The sequence below is a fragment of the Ruminiclostridium herbifermentans genome, from assembly GCF_005473905.2.
Classification (GTDB): Bacteria; Bacillota; Clostridia; order Acetivibrionales; family DSM-1351; genus Ruminiclostridium; species Ruminiclostridium herbifermentans.
In genome coordinates this window covers 2,613,400-2,630,772 of the sequence record NZ_CP061336.1, presented here as the reverse complement: position 1 = coordinate 2,630,772, position 17,373 = coordinate 2,613,400, and the positions used below count along the sequence as shown (strand labels likewise).

At 31.7% G+C, this 17,373-nt stretch carries 16 protein-coding genes, 2 tRNA genes and 1 other RNA gene; 17 read left to right on the top strand and 2 right to left on the bottom strand.

Translation table 11 applies throughout. The features are described 5' to 3' along the window. Nucleotides 1-285 carry a hypothetical protein gene (locus EHE19_RS10815; RefSeq protein WP_137695923.1) on the bottom strand — a complete coding sequence of 95 codons (285 nt, stop codon included), beginning with the start codon at nucleotides 283-285 and terminating at the stop codon, nucleotides 1-3. 297 nt (nucleotides 286-582) lie between these two features. On the opposite strand from EHE19_RS10815, the gene EHE19_RS10810 reads away from it, so the two are divergent. The 5 genes from EHE19_RS10810 (at nucleotide 583) to EHE19_RS10790 (ending at nucleotide 5,197) form a co-directional block, all read left to right on the top strand. Beyond that, nucleotides 583-864 (top strand): DUF6514 family protein, encoded by a 282-nt coding sequence (locus EHE19_RS10810; RefSeq protein ID WP_137695924.1) that lies wholly within the window; start codon nucleotides 583-585, stop codon nucleotides 862-864. Nucleotides 865-1,156: 292 nt separating this feature from the next. Next, the gene (dnaG, locus tag EHE19_RS10805) at nucleotides 1,157-2,977 is read left to right on the top strand and encodes a DNA primase (RefSeq protein WP_137695925.1); all 1,821 of its coding nucleotides are present in this window, start codon (nucleotides 1,157-1,159) and stop codon (nucleotides 2,975-2,977) included. Between the two features lie 25 nt (nucleotides 2,978-3,002). Then, complete coding sequence (rpoD, locus tag EHE19_RS10800) at nucleotides 3,003-4,088, top strand: RNA polymerase sigma factor RpoD (protein ID WP_137695926.1); 1,086 nt, start codon at nucleotides 3,003-3,005, stop codon at nucleotides 4,086-4,088. 953 nt (nucleotides 4,089-5,041) lie between these two features. After that, nucleotides 5,042-5,117: transfer RNA gene (locus EHE19_RS10795), tRNA-Asn, on the top strand. 3 nt (nucleotides 5,118-5,120) lie between these two features. Beyond that, a tRNA-Ile gene (locus EHE19_RS10790) sits at nucleotides 5,121-5,197 on the top strand. A 484-nt stretch (nucleotides 5,198-5,681) separates the two neighbouring features. Here the strand turns inward: EHE19_RS10790 and EHE19_RS10785 are convergent. Further along, nucleotides 5,682-5,855, bottom strand: coding sequence for a hypothetical protein (locus EHE19_RS10785; RefSeq protein WP_171003474.1), 174 nt, complete (start codon nucleotides 5,853-5,855; stop codon nucleotides 5,682-5,684). Between the two features lie 325 nt (nucleotides 5,856-6,180). Between EHE19_RS10785 and EHE19_RS10780 the strand changes: the two genes are divergently transcribed. The 12 genes from EHE19_RS10780 (at nucleotide 6,181) to EHE19_RS10725 (ending at nucleotide 17,343) form a co-directional block, all read left to right on the top strand. Next, the gene (locus EHE19_RS10780; protein WP_137695927.1) at nucleotides 6,181-6,879 is read left to right on the top strand and encodes a tRNA (adenine(22)-N(1))-methyltransferase; all 699 of its coding nucleotides are present in this window, start codon (nucleotides 6,181-6,183) and stop codon (nucleotides 6,877-6,879) included. A gap of 120 nt (nucleotides 6,880-6,999) precedes the next feature. Beyond that, nucleotides 7,000-7,794, top strand: a complete 795-nt coding sequence (locus tag EHE19_RS10775; protein ID WP_137695928.1) for a Nif3-like dinuclear metal center hexameric protein — start codon at nucleotides 7,000-7,002, stop codon at nucleotides 7,792-7,794. Nucleotides 7,795-8,071: 277 nt separating this feature from the next. Next, an RNA gene (gene rnpB / locus EHE19_RS10770) (RNase P RNA component class A) lies at nucleotides 8,072-8,460 on the top strand. Nucleotides 8,461-8,995: 535 nt separating this feature from the next. Next, a complete protein-coding gene (locus EHE19_RS10765) occupies nucleotides 8,996-10,093 on the top strand; it encodes an HD-GYP domain-containing protein (protein WP_137695929.1) in 1,098 nt (365 codons plus the stop codon). Between the two features lie 679 nt (nucleotides 10,094-10,772). Next, entirely contained in the window at nucleotides 10,773-11,525 is a 753-nt protein-coding gene (locus EHE19_RS10760) for a DUF8091 domain-containing protein (protein WP_244648196.1), read from the top strand. Between the two features lie 147 nt (nucleotides 11,526-11,672). Next, entirely contained in the window at nucleotides 11,673-11,984 is a 312-nt protein-coding gene (locus tag EHE19_RS10755; protein WP_137695930.1) for a hypothetical protein, read from the top strand. A gap of 88 nt (nucleotides 11,985-12,072) precedes the next feature. Continuing rightward, entirely contained in the window at nucleotides 12,073-12,423 is a 351-nt protein-coding gene (locus EHE19_RS10750; protein WP_171003475.1) for a hypothetical protein, read from the top strand. 21 nt (nucleotides 12,424-12,444) lie between these two features. Further along, nucleotides 12,445-13,002 (top strand): GNAT family N-acetyltransferase, encoded by a 558-nt coding sequence (locus EHE19_RS10745; RefSeq protein WP_137695932.1) that lies wholly within the window; start codon nucleotides 12,445-12,447, stop codon nucleotides 13,000-13,002. Between the two features lie 182 nt (nucleotides 13,003-13,184). Next, nucleotides 13,185-13,778, top strand: coding sequence for an HD domain-containing protein (locus tag EHE19_RS10740; protein ID WP_137695933.1), 594 nt, complete (start codon nucleotides 13,185-13,187; stop codon nucleotides 13,776-13,778). 72 nt (nucleotides 13,779-13,850) lie between these two features. Next, nucleotides 13,851-14,774: a DUF2935 domain-containing protein gene (locus EHE19_RS10735; RefSeq protein WP_137695934.1), complete on the top strand. Its 924-nt coding sequence runs from the start codon at nucleotides 13,851-13,853 to the stop codon at nucleotides 14,772-14,774. 451 nt (nucleotides 14,775-15,225) lie between these two features. Beyond that, nucleotides 15,226-15,813, top strand: a complete 588-nt coding sequence (locus EHE19_RS10730; RefSeq protein WP_137695935.1) for an MBL fold metallo-hydrolase — start codon at nucleotides 15,226-15,228, stop codon at nucleotides 15,811-15,813. Between the two features lie 1,080 nt (nucleotides 15,814-16,893). After that, the gene (locus tag EHE19_RS10725) at nucleotides 16,894-17,343 is read left to right on the top strand and encodes a GNAT family N-acetyltransferase (RefSeq protein WP_137695936.1); all 450 of its coding nucleotides are present in this window, start codon (nucleotides 16,894-16,896) and stop codon (nucleotides 17,341-17,343) included. The last annotated feature ends 30 nt before the right edge of the window (nucleotides 17,344-17,373 follow it).

The following is a 17,373-nucleotide window of genomic DNA, read 5'->3' as shown; positions in this document are numbered from 1 at the left end:
TTACTTGGCTTTTCGAATTAGTATATCAAGTACTAATGACGCTATCATAAATTCAGCAAAAACAATGAATCCATTTGTTATAAGTGTTGTTGTCATAAACTCAAATTCAATATTATAGTTATTGCTGGTTTTATTTACAGCAAATAATGCAGTGCCTAGTGATATAAGTAGTAAAGCAGCTGGTGTTGAATATTTAATCATTTTTTTTGGTAATTCTGCCATTTTACATAACTCATTACTAAGTAAAGTGATTTTAGACTTTTTTTTGTTTTCTTGACTACCCACGGTATACCCCTCCTATATAAAATGATAACCTTATGATGAATCTCTATACGCATTGGTAGATAATTAGTATACATAAAATTTTAACATTTGTAACACCCAAGTTCAATGTAAATAATTGATAAAAACCCATACTTCGACACCAAAATATTGATGTTATACTAATTTTATGTAAAGTGGTCGAAATACCGAAAAACTTTTGTGTGGAATAATTATTATCCTATATTATATAATAAGTGTTGTGATATTTATTAAAATGTAAGAGGATGTTTTGAAAAATGAATAAGGGGGGTATTTTAAATGGAACTTGTTTGCTCAAAGAAACTTGAACTTGACGACACGTTGGAGTGCAAAAGTAGAGAGATTACCTTAGAGTATTTTTTGTTATCAAGTATGTGTGAGGGTTCTTGTACATATGGTATACAAATAAATATGACTAAGGATACTGGAGAGTCAGAAACAGCCATCATACAAGATGTCCTTGTTTCAAGGGATGATATGATTGAACTCATTAAGCTTTTTCACTCAAATTCTGTTACCCCAGTAAGTGCTCTTGATGTTATTTACGACTACATTGCTTAGAACATACCAATTTACGTTGTAATTTAATTCTACATATGTTATATTTTTGGGATTCGTAAATATTTTTTAAATTATGTTCAATTATGTTCAATTTTTCATAGTATGCTTATCGCATACTTTTTTGTTGCAGTAAATCAATTAACTATAAAAATATTATCAAAAAAGAAGGATTCTAAATAATAATGTCGAACATGTATTAAGTGATTTTGGTGAAAAGCTAAAATAATAAACAGCAGATTTGTTTATAATATTAAATAATTATTTACTTTACTAGATTGGAATGTAAGGAGTAATGGCAAATTTTTTCCCTGAAGATTTAATAGAAGAGATAAGGGTAAATAACGACATAGTAGATGTAATATCCGAATATGTCAAACTGGAAAAGAAAGGAAAAAATTATTTTGGCAGATGTCCTTTTCATAACGAAAAGACAGGGTCTTTTTCTGTGGAACCTGTAAAACAGATATTTCATTGCTTTGGATGTGGAAAAGGCGGAAATGTAATACACTTTATAATGGCAATTGAAAATCTGGACTTTATTGAAGCCATAAAGCTGCTTGCTGATAGGGCTAGAATACAGTTACCGGAGACCAACAATGGAGTTCGTGATGATGAGAAGGCAAAGCTGAAAAAGGAACTTTTACAAATAAATATAGAAGCAGCCCGATTCTTTCATAATAATTTGATTAATGAGAAGAATGTTTTGCCAATTCAATATCTTGCAAAGAGAAAAATAGAAAGACAAACTATTATTAAGTTTGGATTAGGTTTTGCTGAAGATAAATATGATAGTTTATATAAGCATTTAAAGTCACTGGGCTTTAGTGATACTTCAATATTTGCAAGTGGACTTGTTATAGTAAAGGAAGAAACAAAAAAGGTATACGACAGGTTTAGAGGAAGAATTATGTTTCCAATATTTGATATCAGAGGGAATGTAATTGCTTTTGGAGGAAGGGTGCTTGATTCATCACAGCCTAAATATATGAATTCTCCTGAAACTGCTGTATATCAAAAAGGAAAGCACTTGTATGCAATGAATTTTGCAAAAGGCTCGTGTGCTAAAAAAATCATTTTAGCCGAAGGGTATATGGATGTTATATCATTGCACCAAAGAGGGATACTAAATGTAGTTGCACCCCTTGGAACTGCATTGACTGAAAATCAGAGCAAGCTTTTAAAAAAGTACACGGAGGAAATTATTCTTTCCTTTGACTCTGATTCTGCTGGACAAGCTGCTGCACTCAGAAGTTTGGATTTGCTCAATGATATTGGTTGTAATGCCAAGGTGTTAACTATTCCTGATGGCAAAGACCCGGATGAGTTCATAAATGCTCATGGGGTTAATGAGTTTTTGAGACTTGTTGATAAAGCAAAAACACTTTTAGATTTTAAACTAGAAATTTTAGATAACAAAATTGATACATCAACAAATGAAGGAAAAGTTAAATTTATTGATAAAGCAGTGCTTATTTTGGACAAAATTGACAATAATGTAGAAAGAGAGTTATACGTCAAAAAATTATCTAAAGATTTTGGTGTAAGCGAACAATCAATTTATTCAGAAATAGCTAAGCGTCAGAAAAACATTGAAGAAAATAATAGAAAACAAATAAAGGATATTAAAGTTGTAAAAAAGAATACTATTATAAAGAAAAGTAATAAAACAGAAACAAATGAAGAGAGATTTATTAAATTACAATTGATGCTATTAGCTGCAATTTGTCTTGAAAACAATGTATATTTTCAGATTAAGAATTCACTGAAAATAGAAAAAATTAGTTCTGCTGAAATTAAAGAGGCTTTAGTTTATGCCTGTGAACAAATAGAAAGTAAAGCAGGTGTTTTAGTAGGAGAGATTTTGAATAAACTTTCTGCTCCTTTAGCCGAAAGTTTTGCAAATATAATCCAATCCCAAAGCATTTATGAAAATAATAAAAAAGCTGCTTTGGACATTGTTAGAAAAATAGACCTTTATGATCTAGAAGCTAGAAAAGAAGAAATAATTGAATTAAAAAAAAGAAGTGATTTGTCAGAAGGAGATGTTGAGTTATTAAATCAAGAATTAAGCAATATTGTGTTAAATATAGCTATGCTCAAGAAAGGATTGTAAATATGCTAGAAAGGAGGGGGAACCAATGAAGCATAGTCAGGAGACTAGAAAGGCAATACTTAAGGACCTAATTGAAAAGGGAAAATCTAAGGGTATGCTTACCTATAAAGAAATTACAGATGCTTTTGATGAAATTGAAATAGAGCCGGAGCATATAGAAAAGATTTATGAAACCCTTGAAAATTTAGGTATTGATGTTATTGGCGATATGGAAGCTGATTTGCAGGAGATTCAAAATTCTGACGAGGAAGAAGAATTAGATATTAGTGTTCCAGAAGGAATTAGCATTGATGACCCTGTTAGAATGTATCTTAAAGAGATTGGAAAAGTTCCCCTTTTATCAGCAGAAGAGGAAATTGAGCTGGCTCATAGAATGGAAAATGGCGATATTGAAGCAAAAAGAAGACTTGCTGAAGCAAATCTAAGACTTGTTGTTAGTATTGCAAAAAGATATGTTGGTAGAGGTATGCAATTCCTTGATCTTATCCAGGAAGGAAATCTAGGACTTATTAAAGCGGTTGAAAAATTTGATTATAGAAGAGGCTTCAAATTCAGTACTTATGCAACTTGGTGGATAAGACAGGCAATTACTAGGGCAATTGCTGATCAGGCTAGAACTATACGTATTCCTGTCCATATGGTAGAAACAATAAATAAACTGATTAGAGTATCAAGGCAGTTATTACAGGAGTTAGGCAGAGAGCCTCAACCTGATGAAATAGCAAAAGAGATAGGTATGTCAGTAGAAAAGGTTAGAGAAATAATGAAGATTTCTCAGGAGCCTGTGTCTCTTGAGACTCCTATTGGAGAAGAAGAAGATAGTCATTTAGGGGACTTTATACCAGATGATGATGCTCCAGCGCCTGCAGAAGCTGCTGCATTTACTTTGTTAAAGGAACAGCTTATCGATGTACTTGATACATTAACACCCCGTGAAGAGAAGGTATTAAGACTCAGATTTGGTTTGGATGATGGGCGAGCAAGAACGCTTGAAGAGGTTGGTAAAGAATTTAATGTAACAAGAGAACGTATTCGTCAGATAGAGGCTAAAGCTTTGAGAAAGTTAAGACATCCTAGCAGAAGCAAGAAGCTGAAGGATTATTTAGATTAAAATTCTAACCCAATAATAAATCGCATTATAAATAATTGTAGTCAAAACAAGAAACTGGATGTTCTCCTATCTATCAAGTTAAGAACTCAGTTAGCATCGAAGTTATTGTATATCATTTAGAAAATAAAAGTTATTTTAAGAAGAGGTTTTCACATAGTGTATTTCAATCAAAATGTATCGTTTTATTAATAATAAGATATATTTTGATTGTATATCATTTTGTGAATGCCTTTTTTAGATTAATTTACTTATTTTAGTTAAAGAAATACTCAATTTTTAAGATTACATATTATATATATATTTGCGGCTGCTAAGAAGATTAAGGCATCAGTATAATGTTGTGAATGTTATATACGGTTATGCTTATTTGAGGTCCTAAAAGGCTATATGACCAGTCATATTAATGTGTTATCAATTTAATATTAACTAAGATTAATGGCTTTCTTATGCTAATATAAGTGAATTTGGTGTGCCTTAGTTTAATTCTTTATTCTTATTCATTTTGAACTGAGTATGCAGGCAGACTATTTATTGCTTTTTAAATATACGCAAGTATAACGTAGGTTATAGGATACTTAATTGAAAATATTTGTTTGACTATGAATCAACAAACACTGATTCAACAAATATCTTGGAATAAGCCCATTTAGCTAAGTTTGTACGTAACTGTCGATAAACTAGTATTATAGTTTTAACTTAGCACTGTTCATAAAAAGATTAGCAAAAATCATTAATTTAACTGTAAAATAAAGGTGCTTGTTAAAACTTTGAAATTAAGAGAAATAGAAAGTATTATTATAAAACAAATAGAAAATTGGCAATAAGTTTTCTAAATGGTCAAATTATAGATATTTTGGTGTTGACCAGTTTACAGTTGGTAAGTATAATATTACTTGTGCTTGAGAGAACAACGGTTTTGAAGAGCACAAACGCATAAAACATGCGGGAGATATTCCTCCTTAGCTCAGTCGGTAGAGCGCGTGACTGTTAATCACGATGTCGTTGGTTCAAGTCCAACAGGGGGAGCCACTTGGGCCTTTAGCTCAGTTGGTTAGAGCAACCGGCTCATAACCGGTTGGTCCGGGGTTCGAGTCCCTGAAGGCCCACCAAAAAGAACACGCTTTGCGTGTTCTTTTTTTTGCAGCGCGCCAGCGAAGCTGGAGCACACTTGCCAGCGTAAGTCTGTCATTGGTAATTACCAAGAAGCCTGTTAGCTAATCACGGGGGATGGCACCAACCGTCACCAACCGTTAGCCAAGGGCAAGGGTCATTATGAGGTGGAACTTGAAGGAAGCCAGATGCAAAGTTCCGCTCTAGCAAACCAAAAATTAAATTAAGTTATTAAATAAAATCCTAAACTCTCGCAAAATTATACTATACAGTTATATATGAAAGCCAGGCAGGCAAACTATCAGTGGACAGCCCACAGGCATTAATGATATCCTTTTGCCTCTTAGTTATTGTTAATTACGTTATTGTTAAGGATATGTTGTGCACACTATTTGAAATATAGTATCTATTAGGAATTTATCTATAGTAGGTTCTAATGAATGCTAGGGTAATATGAAATATGGGTTAATAATACAGGCGTAGTTATTTTACTTTATTAATGAACTCTAGACTTTGCTCTTCGTCTTGTATATCAATGGTTGTTTTGCTCATTGAGGGTATGTTTGCATTTACTCCAAAAATATCTCTTCCAAAAATATTAGTAGAAATGGGTTTTTCAATATCATTTACTTTAGTACCTTTGCGATTAAATTGCATATGTTTACACCTTTCTATTAAATTTAATGCAGTTTTTGTAAATGCAGTTATTTTGTAAAACCTATTTAGTGTTTGTTTAGTCATTAAAGTAAATTATTATTACTTCTAAATTAACAAATAATAAATAGCTGCAAACAAAAAAATCTGCTAATGGTTAATTACATTAATGCTCATATTTATTCTGAGATTATTGTTTTAAAGTTGATTAATTAGTAATATTATGTGTATAATTTACTTTGATAATACAAGTAACCATAAAATTAATAAAAATAATGCAATAAATTTATTTAACGTTTATTAGCGTGTATTAGCGTGGAGGATAGTTTTGAAATTAAGTTTAAAAGGCAGATTAAAATTGTTAGCAGATAAGGTGCCAAAATGTAATGTTGCTGCTGATATTGGTACTGATCATGCATATATACCAATTTATTTAATACAACAGGGGATTTGCAAAAAGGCAATTGCCTCTGATGTGAGAATTGGACCAGTTAAAGTTGCAGAAAAGAATATAAACTTGTATAAAATGAGTAATCAAATAGAAACTAGGCTTGGAAGCGGTCTTGACACCCTTTGTGAAAATGAGGCTGATACTATAATTATTGCAGGCATGGGTGGAACCCTTTTATCTGAACTGTTAGAGGCTAATATTAAAAAAGCTTGTGCAGCAAATTTATTAGTTTTGCAGCCAATGAATGATTTAGATGTGGTTCGGAAATGGCTGTTTGAACACAAATTTGACATTTATGACGAGGAATTGGCAGCCGAAGGTGAAAAGGTATACTGTGTAATATCTGCTAAATATGATGGCAATGAAAGGCAGTATGAGGAGTTTCAGCTACATGTGGGTGAAAAGCTAATTAAGAAGGAAGACCCTTTATTATTAAAATATTGTGAAATAAAGGTAAGACAGATTGACAGAGTATTAGGACAATTGGAGTACATGGAGGATAATAGCAAGCTTCAAAGCTATTATAGGCAACTAAAGAAGGATTATATGAATTTAATTGAACAAATAAGATTATAAAATTAGATTAATAAATTAAATTTAAAACTTAAGGTTAAAATTTAGATTGAAGAAACAAAAAGTATAGAAATTAATTGCAAATAACTATACAAAATGGAACTAAAGGAGCAATTATATAATATGAATGTAGGAGAAGTACTTAATTATATTAATGAACTTGCACCATTTAAATATGCTGAGGCGTGGGATAATGTAGGACTAATGCTTGGGAGTCGTAAAAGTGAAGTGTCCAAGATTATGGTATGTATGGATGTGACTTTAAAGACCATTCAACAAGCAATAGACAGTGGTGCAGACCTCATAGTATCTCATCATCCATTTTTATTTTCAAAGCTAAAATCGGTGGATTTTGACTCAATGACTGGGCAACGGATATTAACCCTTATTAAAAATGATATTAATGTTATTAGTGCACACACCAACCTAGATGTGGCAGTTGGTGGTGTTAATGATACATTTGCTGAAGCAGTTGGCTTAACAGAATGTGATAAATTAAAGACATATATTCCCGAAGGCTTTGAGTTTGATTTGGGCTTGGGAAAGGTAGGAAAGCTGCCAAATGAATTGTCCTTTGACCAATTTGTAATTTATATTAAAAAGCATCTTAATATTCAAAATTTAAGAGTAATTGGAACTCAGCCTTCAACTGTGAAAAAAGTGGCTACCTTCTGTGGCAGTTTTGATGGTGATTTAGAAAGTGTTAAACGCCACTGTGTTGATTTATTAGTTACAGGAGATATAAAGTACCATACAGCACTAGATGCAAGGGAAATGGGCTTGTGCATTCTTGATGTTGGGCATTTTGCTTCTGAACGTCTTATTGTAACAAGGCTTAAAAAGCTTTTGGAAAAAAGATTTGAAAAGGTTGAAATAGTATGCAGTTCGATGGAAGAAGACCCATTTATTTTTACTTGACTATTTATATTTGAACAACTATAATAAGGTGACTGATAAAATATATATTAACACATAGTATAGACGATGGTATTTGATGTTAGTTAAACTATTTTATGCAGCAAATTAAATTTTGGTAATAATCAAATAAGCACATAAAAGATATATTTTTATGGGACACTTATTATTGGTTTGTTGCCAAATAAAAAAGTATTTATTATCAGTTTATTTCAAAAAGTACATGTTAATAAAAAAAGTACATGTTAATAAATTATTAAATATAAAATTAAATATTAAATGAGTAAGCCAGATGATCGCAGATACAGCTTGAAAAGGCGTATATGAGGAAAGTCCGGGCTCCAAAGGGCAATGGTGCCGGGTAACTCCCGGTAAAGGCGACTTTAAGGAAAGTGCAACAGAAATATACCGCCAAGCTAGTTATTTAAGTTGAGTAAAGTTTACTTTTTCAGTTTAAATATTTATCTTGGTAAGGATGGAAAGGCGAGGTAAGAGCTCACCAGCGACTTGGCGACTTGTCGGCTATGTAAACCCCACCTGGAGCAACGCCGTGGAGGGACGCAATGACTGCCCGTCAGTCCCGTGGAGGCGGCTTGAGTTATACAGAAATGTATAGCCTAGATAGATGATCATCTAATACAGAACCCGGCTTATAGACTTACTCAACATCAATTATCAGAAACACTCGCTTATATGGCGAGTGTTTTTGTGGTTATAGGTCATAAGTTTTTAGACCAGTTCAACAAGATTTCGAATATACAAAGGTGATTGCCTTTACTAATCTATTTAATAAAAATCACAATTCTCAAAGGTTAGAAAAAGTATTCCTAACAATTGTGATTTCTATTCATAACAAATATAAACAATAAATAAGAATATTTATTGCATTTCAAAATTTTACATTATAATATATACTAATTATCAGGATTATTATCATATCGAAATATACAATATATTTGATATGAATATCGATAGCAAGACACTGTGATTATAAATGCAAATATTAAGTGTAATTAAGTGGGTTTCGTGCATATTACATACATTGTTTACTTGTTACAAAATTTGTGAGGCAAGAGATTTAAATAAGATTAAACAACAATCGTTTAATATATTGGTTTCTAAAATATAAATAGAAATTATTGTCGAATAGTAGTATAATCAATTATATTACAACTTTTTTATCTACTATTTGGAGGAATTATACATGCGGCATATATATATTACAGCGCAAAGTTGTGTAGCTGGAATGTTGTTGACAGAAGACATTTGTACTAAAGAAGGTGCTTGTCTGATTCCAAAGGGAACACTAATTACCGAGGAACTTGAGAAGAAAGTTAAAAGGTTCAGATTAAAACCAATTGAAGTTGAAATATATGATGATAGTATTTTAGTTGAGGAGATAAAAGGCTTTGAAAAAAATATCAATAAAAGAACTATGTCAGATGAACTTACGAAATCCTATGCGGACGCAAAGCAGGAGGTAAAAGAAATTCTCGATTCCATTAATTCAGGAAAGCTTCTTGATGTCCGAAATGTGGATCATGCATTAGAAAATATAAAAGAAAATGTACATGATTCCTTTGATGTTTTAAAATGTATTGATTCAATCCGAACTGTTGACGAATATACTTATGCTCATTGTGTTAATGTATCTCTTTTGGCTATGACGCTTGCTAAGTGGCTGGGTATGAACGATACTGAGGTAGAGGAGATAGCGAAAACTGGCTTGCTTCATGATGTAGGAAAAGCTAAAGTTAATGCAGAGTTGCTTAATAAGAAGGCACGTCTGGTATCGGATGAATTAGAAGAAATGAAAAAGCATTCTACTTATGGCTACCGAATGATAGAAAACATGCAGGATATCAGCAAAGGAATTAAGATGGGTGTGCTTATGCATCATGAACGAATGGACGGCACGGGTTACCCAATGGGGGCTAAGGATAATCAGATTCATAAATACGCAAGGGTATTGGCTATTGCAGATGTTTACGATGCCATGACCTCTGATAAAGTGTATTCTAAAAGGAAATCAGTGTTTGAAGTTTTAAGATATATGCAAGACGAAATGGCAAATCTTTTGGACAGGGCTATGCTTAACGTATTTGTGGAAAGAATTGTATGCCATTATATAGGGGATTACGTAATGCTTAATACTGGAGAAATAGGAGAACTGATACATGTTAACCCCATATATCCGTTGAAGCCTATAGTGAGAGTTCAGAATATTTTTGTGGACCTCTATTATGAAAAGGATTTGGAACTGAGCGATTTATTGTGGGATTATAGTAAATATATGTATTAGGTCGGCACTTTTGTTGCTTGTAGCATATAATCTGAATGTATTTAATACGATGTATAGACTTACTTATTTTATAATAGCCCTGAGAGATCAGGGCTATTATTATGCTCAAAACTTAGGTATATTTTACAATTTGAGAACTATATTAACTAAATGCAAAATAATGAGTTTATTTATCTGACCTAACAGGTTGACGGGGAAAGGGACAAATAATATCTAAATGAAAATAATGCAGGTAATACAAATTTATGCAATTTGATATTTTTGCTGAAAAATTTGCATTTGTAAAACAACGAGATCAAGTGCATTATCATTGTTTTTCTCAACAGACAATCATGATAGTGTCTCTCATCACAATCAATCAAAATTGAATAGAGTTTAATTGTTGTGCAATAAAGGTACCAGTAGAAGTCGTAAGGGGATTGGTATTGCTAAGTCTGTGTATAGCTACTTTAAAGATGTGTTTTTTAAGACAGCTATAAAAATTGACTACCATTGTATAAATTGATAATATAATAGCAAGAATAAACTGGAAAACAGATATACCCGTATTTGATGTTCAAATAATAAATAAGTAGTAAAAGCAAACACATAATGAAGATTTTATTAAAGTGTATTTACACCATGATAGATACTCTTCATTAAAGGATGCAGTCCAGAAAAGGGGTTAAATATTATAGCAGTGAATAAACAAAGATTTCTTGAATGCTGTGAAATGATTATTAATAGTAACAGAGAAAAATGTGGTATAGGGACACTTGGAGAGAAGACATTACATGCTGTTTTAAAACACTATTTTGAACCGTATACTGCAAACCACGAAGTTAGAATGGGAAGTTTTGTTGCTGATATAGTTGGCGAAAATGGTATAGTTGAAATCCAAACAGGCAATTTTAATAAGCTAAGAAAAAAGCTTGAAACCTTCCTAGAAGTGACAACAGTAACAGTTGTTTACCCCATTCCAAGCACTAAATGGATTGTTTGGATTGATGATTCTACTGGAGAGGTTACAGATAAACGTAAAAGTACTAAAAAAGGCTCACCTTATGAAGCTTTTTTTGAACTGTATAAAATTAAATCGTTTCTTACGCATCATAATTTCAGATTATGCATTGTTATGATTGATATTATAGAATATCGTAAGCTTGATGGCTGGAGCGAGGATAGAAAGAAAGGCTCCTCTCGTTATGAGCGTATTCCGGTTGAGATAATTGACGAAATTTATATTGATAATAAATGGGATTTTGAAAAACTGATACCACAGGATATGCCAAAGAACTTTACATCAAAGGATTTTAAGAAATTATCTGCATTGAATTTGAAAAAAGCGCAGACAGCAATGAATATACTGCAATATGTTGGTGTAATCAAGCAAATTGGAAAAGATGGCAGGCTGCATCTATATGAAAAGCAAGCTGAGTATGTGACTTTTTGATATGTAAGATTTTCAAAAGCCAGTCTTTTATATTGTATGACTACATTTGTTTTTTCTGAATTGAAATAGAATTAATTTTCTTGCTGGTTTGACTTAAATTTTAGCTAGTATCTTTACTTTTAATTATCATATAAGGAGTTGATACAAATGACAGATTTAGAAAAGAAATTCTTTGAGAATATGAAGAATATTTATATTAGAGCAGATAAAGAATGCGGATATAGGGCTACACGATTTTTACAGATGCTTAATGAAAAGGGTGGGGTAAATACAGCAAAAATTCTTATTAGCAAGCCAGGAGGAACAGAAGGCTTCGCAAAGTTGTGGGAATTAGGAAGACTAGAATTATCTGTTGAAGCACTAGTAATTCAGGATGAGTTTCAAGAATTATTTACACAAGAAGAAATTGACTCCTGTATAGAACGCTTGAAGGAATATGGGTATATTAAAGAACAGTAATAATTTGCATACATATTATTAATAGTTATTATTAGAGTAACATTTTACTTTGTCTTTATTAATATTAGTTTATAGAGTAGGTGAAAATATGCCCTGTGTTGCTGAATTTGGTATTATAGAAGAATTTGATAAAGATAAGGATTACTCCTCTGAGTATGAACCACAAAAATATAACTGTGTTGCTATTGATGATGACATTTTAGATGATTGGTGGGAGGAGCTGACTTTGATTAAGACATACTTTCATTGTTATAGCAGATTAGAGTATGGTTTAGCAAGGTGGGGAGTTACATTAATCCCTCCTGAATCATTAGAGGCCTTTTATAACATTGTTTCAAAATATGAAAAGACTAAAACATCAGAAGAATTGACCAATTTAAAGATTTTATTGAGGAAGGCAATATCAGAAAATAAATATGTTATACACTATGGCGTTTAGAATATTGATTGGAGGTCAAACATGAAACACATGGGATCAAAGACAATAGAAACAGATAGACTAATATTGCGCAAATTTAATTTAGGTGATGCAAATAATATGTTTACAAACTGGGCAAATGATGATGAGGTTACTAAATATCTTACTTGGCCTGCACATAAGAGTGTAGAAGAATCAGAAAAGATTATTGGTATGTGGATAAAGGATTACGATTCACAAAATTTTTATCAGTGGTGTATAGAATTAAAGCAGACTGGTGAAGCAATCGGCGGCATTAGTGTAGTTAATATTAAAGAAGATATTCGTTCAGTAGAAGTGGGTTATTGTATAGGGCGAAAATACTGGGGACAAGGAATTACATCAGAGGCATTTGGTGCCTTGATTACTTTCTTTTTTGAAGAAGTACAGGTAAATCGAATTGAAGCAAGACATGATATAAATAATCCAAATTCAGGCAGAGTTATGGAAAAGTGTGGACTTATCAAAGAAGGGGTTCAGAAGCAAGGTTTAAAAAATAATAATGGAATCAACGATTCAGTTATCTATGGACTTGTGAGGGATGATTGGAAGCAAAATTAAATTTAGGTTAAAATTAATGTTGATAAAATAAGCATTAATTAAAGTGTAAATAGTTAATTTTGAAATCAATTATCATAGATATGTATATAAATATTTCGTTTATTGCATTTCCAATGCTAATTTAGAATTAAGAAAGGATAATTTAGCTATAGAGGGGTTTTACCCTCGCTAAAAGATAATTTATGAAAAACGAAAGATTAATGAAGCAAATGCAGTTTATTATAGAGGTTGATAAACTGAAAAAGGTATTTCGTCAAAATATTGTAATCGGAACAATAAGAAATGAAAATGATGCAGAACATTCATGGCATTTAGCAATAATGGCGATGCTTTTATCTGAGTACTCATCAGAAAAAAATCTTGATGTTTTAAAGGTAATTAAACTGGTTATAGTGCATGACCTTGTTGAAATTGATGCGGGGGACACTTTTTGCTATGATGAAAAGGCTCAGGAGGATAAGGCTGAAAGAGAGCAAAAGGCAGCCGATAGAATATTTAATATTTTGCCGGATGATCAAGCAGAGGAAATTTTTACACTGTGGAGAGAATTTGAAGAGAGAAAAACGCCTGAAGCAAAATTTGCATCATGTTTAGACAGATTGCAGCCTCTTTTACTAAACTATCATACAGAGGGATATACATGGCAGAATACTGATGTCACAAGTGAAAAAGTGCTTAATCGAAACAGATTTTTAGAAGAAAATACACCTGAGTTATGGGAATACGCAAAGGAAATAATTGAGGATTCTGTAAAGAGAGGATTTTTGCGCTTGTAACACTTTACATAATTTGTTAATAGACTGATAATGTACTGAACCACTTTTTGTACTTCTATAGGAGGTCTTTGTATGTTATCAGGTATGGAATTTGTAAGACAGTCCCTTGAACTACATCTCTTTTTCGGTAGAATTATGAAGGAACACTCATTTTTTCTTGAGGTTAGCTTTACACCAAAGGATAGTAAATTCTCTAGTCAAGCGGACAATTTTAGAAAGGAGTTTGATGCTCTTTTAGCGGATGTAATTTTACTATCCAATGGAGTTGTAAGCCCTGAGGTTCTTCAATCTGGAGAAGTGATTACACAATATACTCTAAGTGCAGAGATGGCATCAGCATATTTTACTGGTGTAGATATTCAAACAAAGCTTACTAAGGCAGAAGCTGGACTAATGGGCGAGGCCTTTATAAAGCCTAATCCAATGCTTGAACGAAAAGTATTTTTACTCAACCAAAAGGCAATGAGTTTGATAAGTGCATTAATAAAATTCAAAGCTAATATTTTATCAGATGTTTTATCCTGTAAAATGTTTACTGTAAATTACCCATTGTTAATTGATCACATTATGCGAGAAGCAAAACTGTATTTGCACATGATACAAATACTTCAAAATAGAAAAGAAATTGATGAAGAAATAACGACGTATGAACAGGAATTCTTTTGGAATACAATTATGGCTGAACATTCAAAGTTTATACGGGGATTGCTTGATCCAGCAGAAAATGAGTTGTTCAACGCGGCTAATAATTTTGGAAATGAGTTTGATAAATTGGCAAATGAGGCAAAACAAGCAATGGGAAATTCATTATTTGGCGACAAGGTAACAAATGAAAGTCTGAAAGCAACAAAAGAAATCCGTGATTTTAAAGCAGCAGGTACTAAGGGAATACTTGAATGTAAGATTAGGTCTATAATAATACCATTATTAGCCGATCATACATTAAGAGAAGCAAATCACTATTTAAGATTACTGAAAATAATAAAAAAACATTAAAGAGATATATATTTGGGCGTGGAGGTTAGCTTAAAAGGTAGGTTCAGCTTAAAAAAGTAGCGTACCTCCACTAGACTAATATGCACTATAAATGATATTGTAAAACCATTGGCTATAAAAATTTGGTTTATTATGTAATTGCGAAAAAGGTGTTTTTTAGAATATTGCATTTATGAGAGTTAATGAAATAAAAAGTAATCGAATTTAAATTTGTATCTTGTATGGACAGGCTATTGCTACTTTTGTTAAACTATAGTATATAAGGATATATATAGCAATGTGGAGGTGACAAGTAAAAAGAAAGATAGTAAAATACTTGTTAAGATAATTCACCTTAGCTTTGGAACTATGCAGGTATAATTGGGAATTCAATTAAGAGAGGGTTTTTGCGTATATAGTATTTTGAGCAATGTGCTAATCAAAAAATAATTTAAAAGGGTGGAGATAATATATGAAAATTCTATATCAAGGACGTGCAAGTTTAAGAATAATTACAAATGAAGGAACAGTTGTTTATGTTGATCCGTTTATGGGAGAAGGCTACGACTTACCTGCAGATATTATTTTAGTAACTCATCAGCATGGTGATCACAATCAGATTAATTTGCCAAATAAGAAAAACGATTGTCTTATATATCAGAACTTTGATGCTTTAAAAGATGGAAAATATATGACTCTTGATTATAAGGATTTACAAATAGAAGCTGTCCCAGCATATAACAAAAATCATAAAAAAGAAGAGTGTGTTGGATATCTTATAAAGGCAGAAAATAAGACATTATACATAGCAGGGGATACTTCAAAAATACCTGAAATGGAAGAACTAGCTTCAAAGAATATAGATTATGCTTTCTTACCTGCGGATGGTTTTTACAATATGGATATAGAAGAAGCTGCAGAGTGTGCAAAGATAATTGCTTGTAAGTATTGTATTCCTATACACACCAGCCCTGATCAACTTTATTGTAAAAGCACAGCAGAGAAATTAAATTTTGAAAATAGAATTTTAATGGACGTTAATCAAGAGATTGAGGTCTAAAATATAAAAGTTAATTGAGTTTTAATTTATATAAACGATATTCTATTAAACGATAGAATGTCGTTTTTTATTGTCTGCAACAACAAACCCTCGGCTAAGCTGGGGTGAGCCATAAAGCTTTAGCTTCAAGTTAAAAAAAATACCTCCAATGCTAAAATAGTGTTGGTTCGCAAACCACATTATAAAAACAAATGAGGGTCCATAATGGACAAGAATAAATTATCACATTCAACACGGGAATACAAATATCATTTGGTGTTTGCAGCAAAATATGCAGACAGATAATTTATGGGAAAATTAAATTTTAATGTGCTATAAAACTAAATTAATTCTGATTATAACAACTATGGCCAATACTATTGAAATTACCGTATAGGTGTCTACTAATTTCTATAAAGAGCCATGAAAATTAAGATTGAACCGAAGAGCAAGCAAATTTTTGAGTGTTGGGTATTATCTATTTTAAAGCAGTATTTATTGTTTGGTGATATTTGATTAAAGCAGTATACTATAAATTACTAATAGCATAGTGTAGTAAAGTCACAAAATGACGAAAAAAGCTGAGAAAAATAGAGAAATATTAATAATTCGACAAATAACAATAATAATATACATTTTACAACCTCTGAAATATGTGCTAACATAAAACTACAGTAAGATATTATTTACCTCCTAGCAGATAATAAACTTACCTGATTGATGTATCTACAGACTGCATAAAAATCTAAGTAGTTGGGAAAATTAATCTGGAAGTAAATTTTTAAAAGTTTTCAGCAATATACACACTTATATATGCAGTAATTTTAGTACTTATTAACACATCAAAATTTATAGCTTCTATGTAGCAAAAGTTGTAGTTATAGTTGCAAAAGCATTCGTATTTTCATTTATAGTATTAATTATCTACAAAAGCAATAGGCCCTTATGAGAAATCATAAGGGCTTGTTGCTTTTAACGTGATTTTATAATAGTATTTATATGGGTTATATGTGATATAAATAGAAACTAAGAATTCCAAAAATCTTTTTAATCAGGTAAATTGAGTGATTAACTTAAGGTTAGGATAAAGCGGAGGACTATATGGATATACGAAGAGCAAAATTAAGTGACATTGATATGTTAGTTGAAAATCGATTAGAATTTGTATATTCAATTGGAAATGTTGAAGATAAAGAAGCATTTAAAAGACTTACAAGAGAATATTTTCAAAAGCATTTAGAAGACAATACCTTACTTTCTTTTATAGCTTTGGATAATGGTAAAATAATTTCATCATGCATTTTATGTATTTATCAGACTTTACCTACGCCCAGCTGTTTGAGTGGTAAGGCAGGACTTTTGTTGAATGTATATACACTTAGGGAATATCGACGTAAAGGACTAGCGTATAATTTGTTATCACGACTTATTGAAGAAGCAAAAGCTTTGGGTTTAGGAAAAATTCACTTAGATTATACGGACGATGGCTACCATTTATACAAAAAATTAGGATTTGAAGAATTACACAGAGAGATGGCATTAAAGCTATAACAGATAATCAATATATTAATCATTTTGCTT

Excerpts from the sequence above, each read along its gene's own strand:
- EHE19_RS10810 (WP_137695924.1), top strand. The coding sequence starts at position 583 with ATGGAACTTGTTTGCTCAAAGAAACTTGAACTTGACGACACGTTGGAG.
- EHE19_RS10745 (WP_137695932.1), top strand. The coding sequence starts at position 12,445 with ATGAAACACATGGGATCAAAGACAATAGAAACAGATAGACTAATATTG.
- dnaG (WP_137695925.1), top strand. The coding sequence starts at position 1,157 with ATGGCAAATTTTTTCCCTGAAGATTTAATAGAAGAGATAAGGGTAAAT.
- EHE19_RS10775 (WP_137695928.1), top strand. The coding sequence starts at position 7,000 with ATGAATGTAGGAGAAGTACTTAATTATATTAATGAACTTGCACCATTT.
- EHE19_RS10755 (WP_137695930.1), top strand. The coding sequence starts at position 11,673 with ATGACAGATTTAGAAAAGAAATTCTTTGAGAATATGAAGAATATTTAT.
- EHE19_RS10750 (WP_171003475.1), top strand. The coding sequence starts at position 12,073 with ATGCCCTGTGTTGCTGAATTTGGTATTATAGAAGAATTTGATAAAGAT.
- EHE19_RS10730 (WP_137695935.1), top strand. The coding sequence starts at position 15,226 with ATGAAAATTCTATATCAAGGACGTGCAAGTTTAAGAATAATTACAAAT.
- rpoD (WP_137695926.1), top strand. The coding sequence starts at position 3,003 with ATGAAGCATAGTCAGGAGACTAGAAAGGCAATACTTAAGGACCTAATT.
- EHE19_RS10735 (WP_137695934.1), top strand. The coding sequence starts at position 13,851 with ATGTTATCAGGTATGGAATTTGTAAGACAGTCCCTTGAACTACATCTC.
- EHE19_RS10785 (WP_171003474.1), bottom strand. The coding sequence starts at position 5,855 with ATGCAATTTAATCGCAAAGGTACTAAAGTAAATGATATTGAAAAACCC.
- EHE19_RS10740 (WP_137695933.1), top strand. The coding sequence starts at position 13,185 with ATGAAAAACGAAAGATTAATGAAGCAAATGCAGTTTATTATAGAGGTT.
- EHE19_RS10765 (WP_137695929.1), top strand. The coding sequence starts at position 8,996 with ATGCGGCATATATATATTACAGCGCAAAGTTGTGTAGCTGGAATGTTG.
- EHE19_RS10725 (WP_137695936.1), top strand. The coding sequence starts at position 16,894 with ATGGATATACGAAGAGCAAAATTAAGTGACATTGATATGTTAGTTGAA.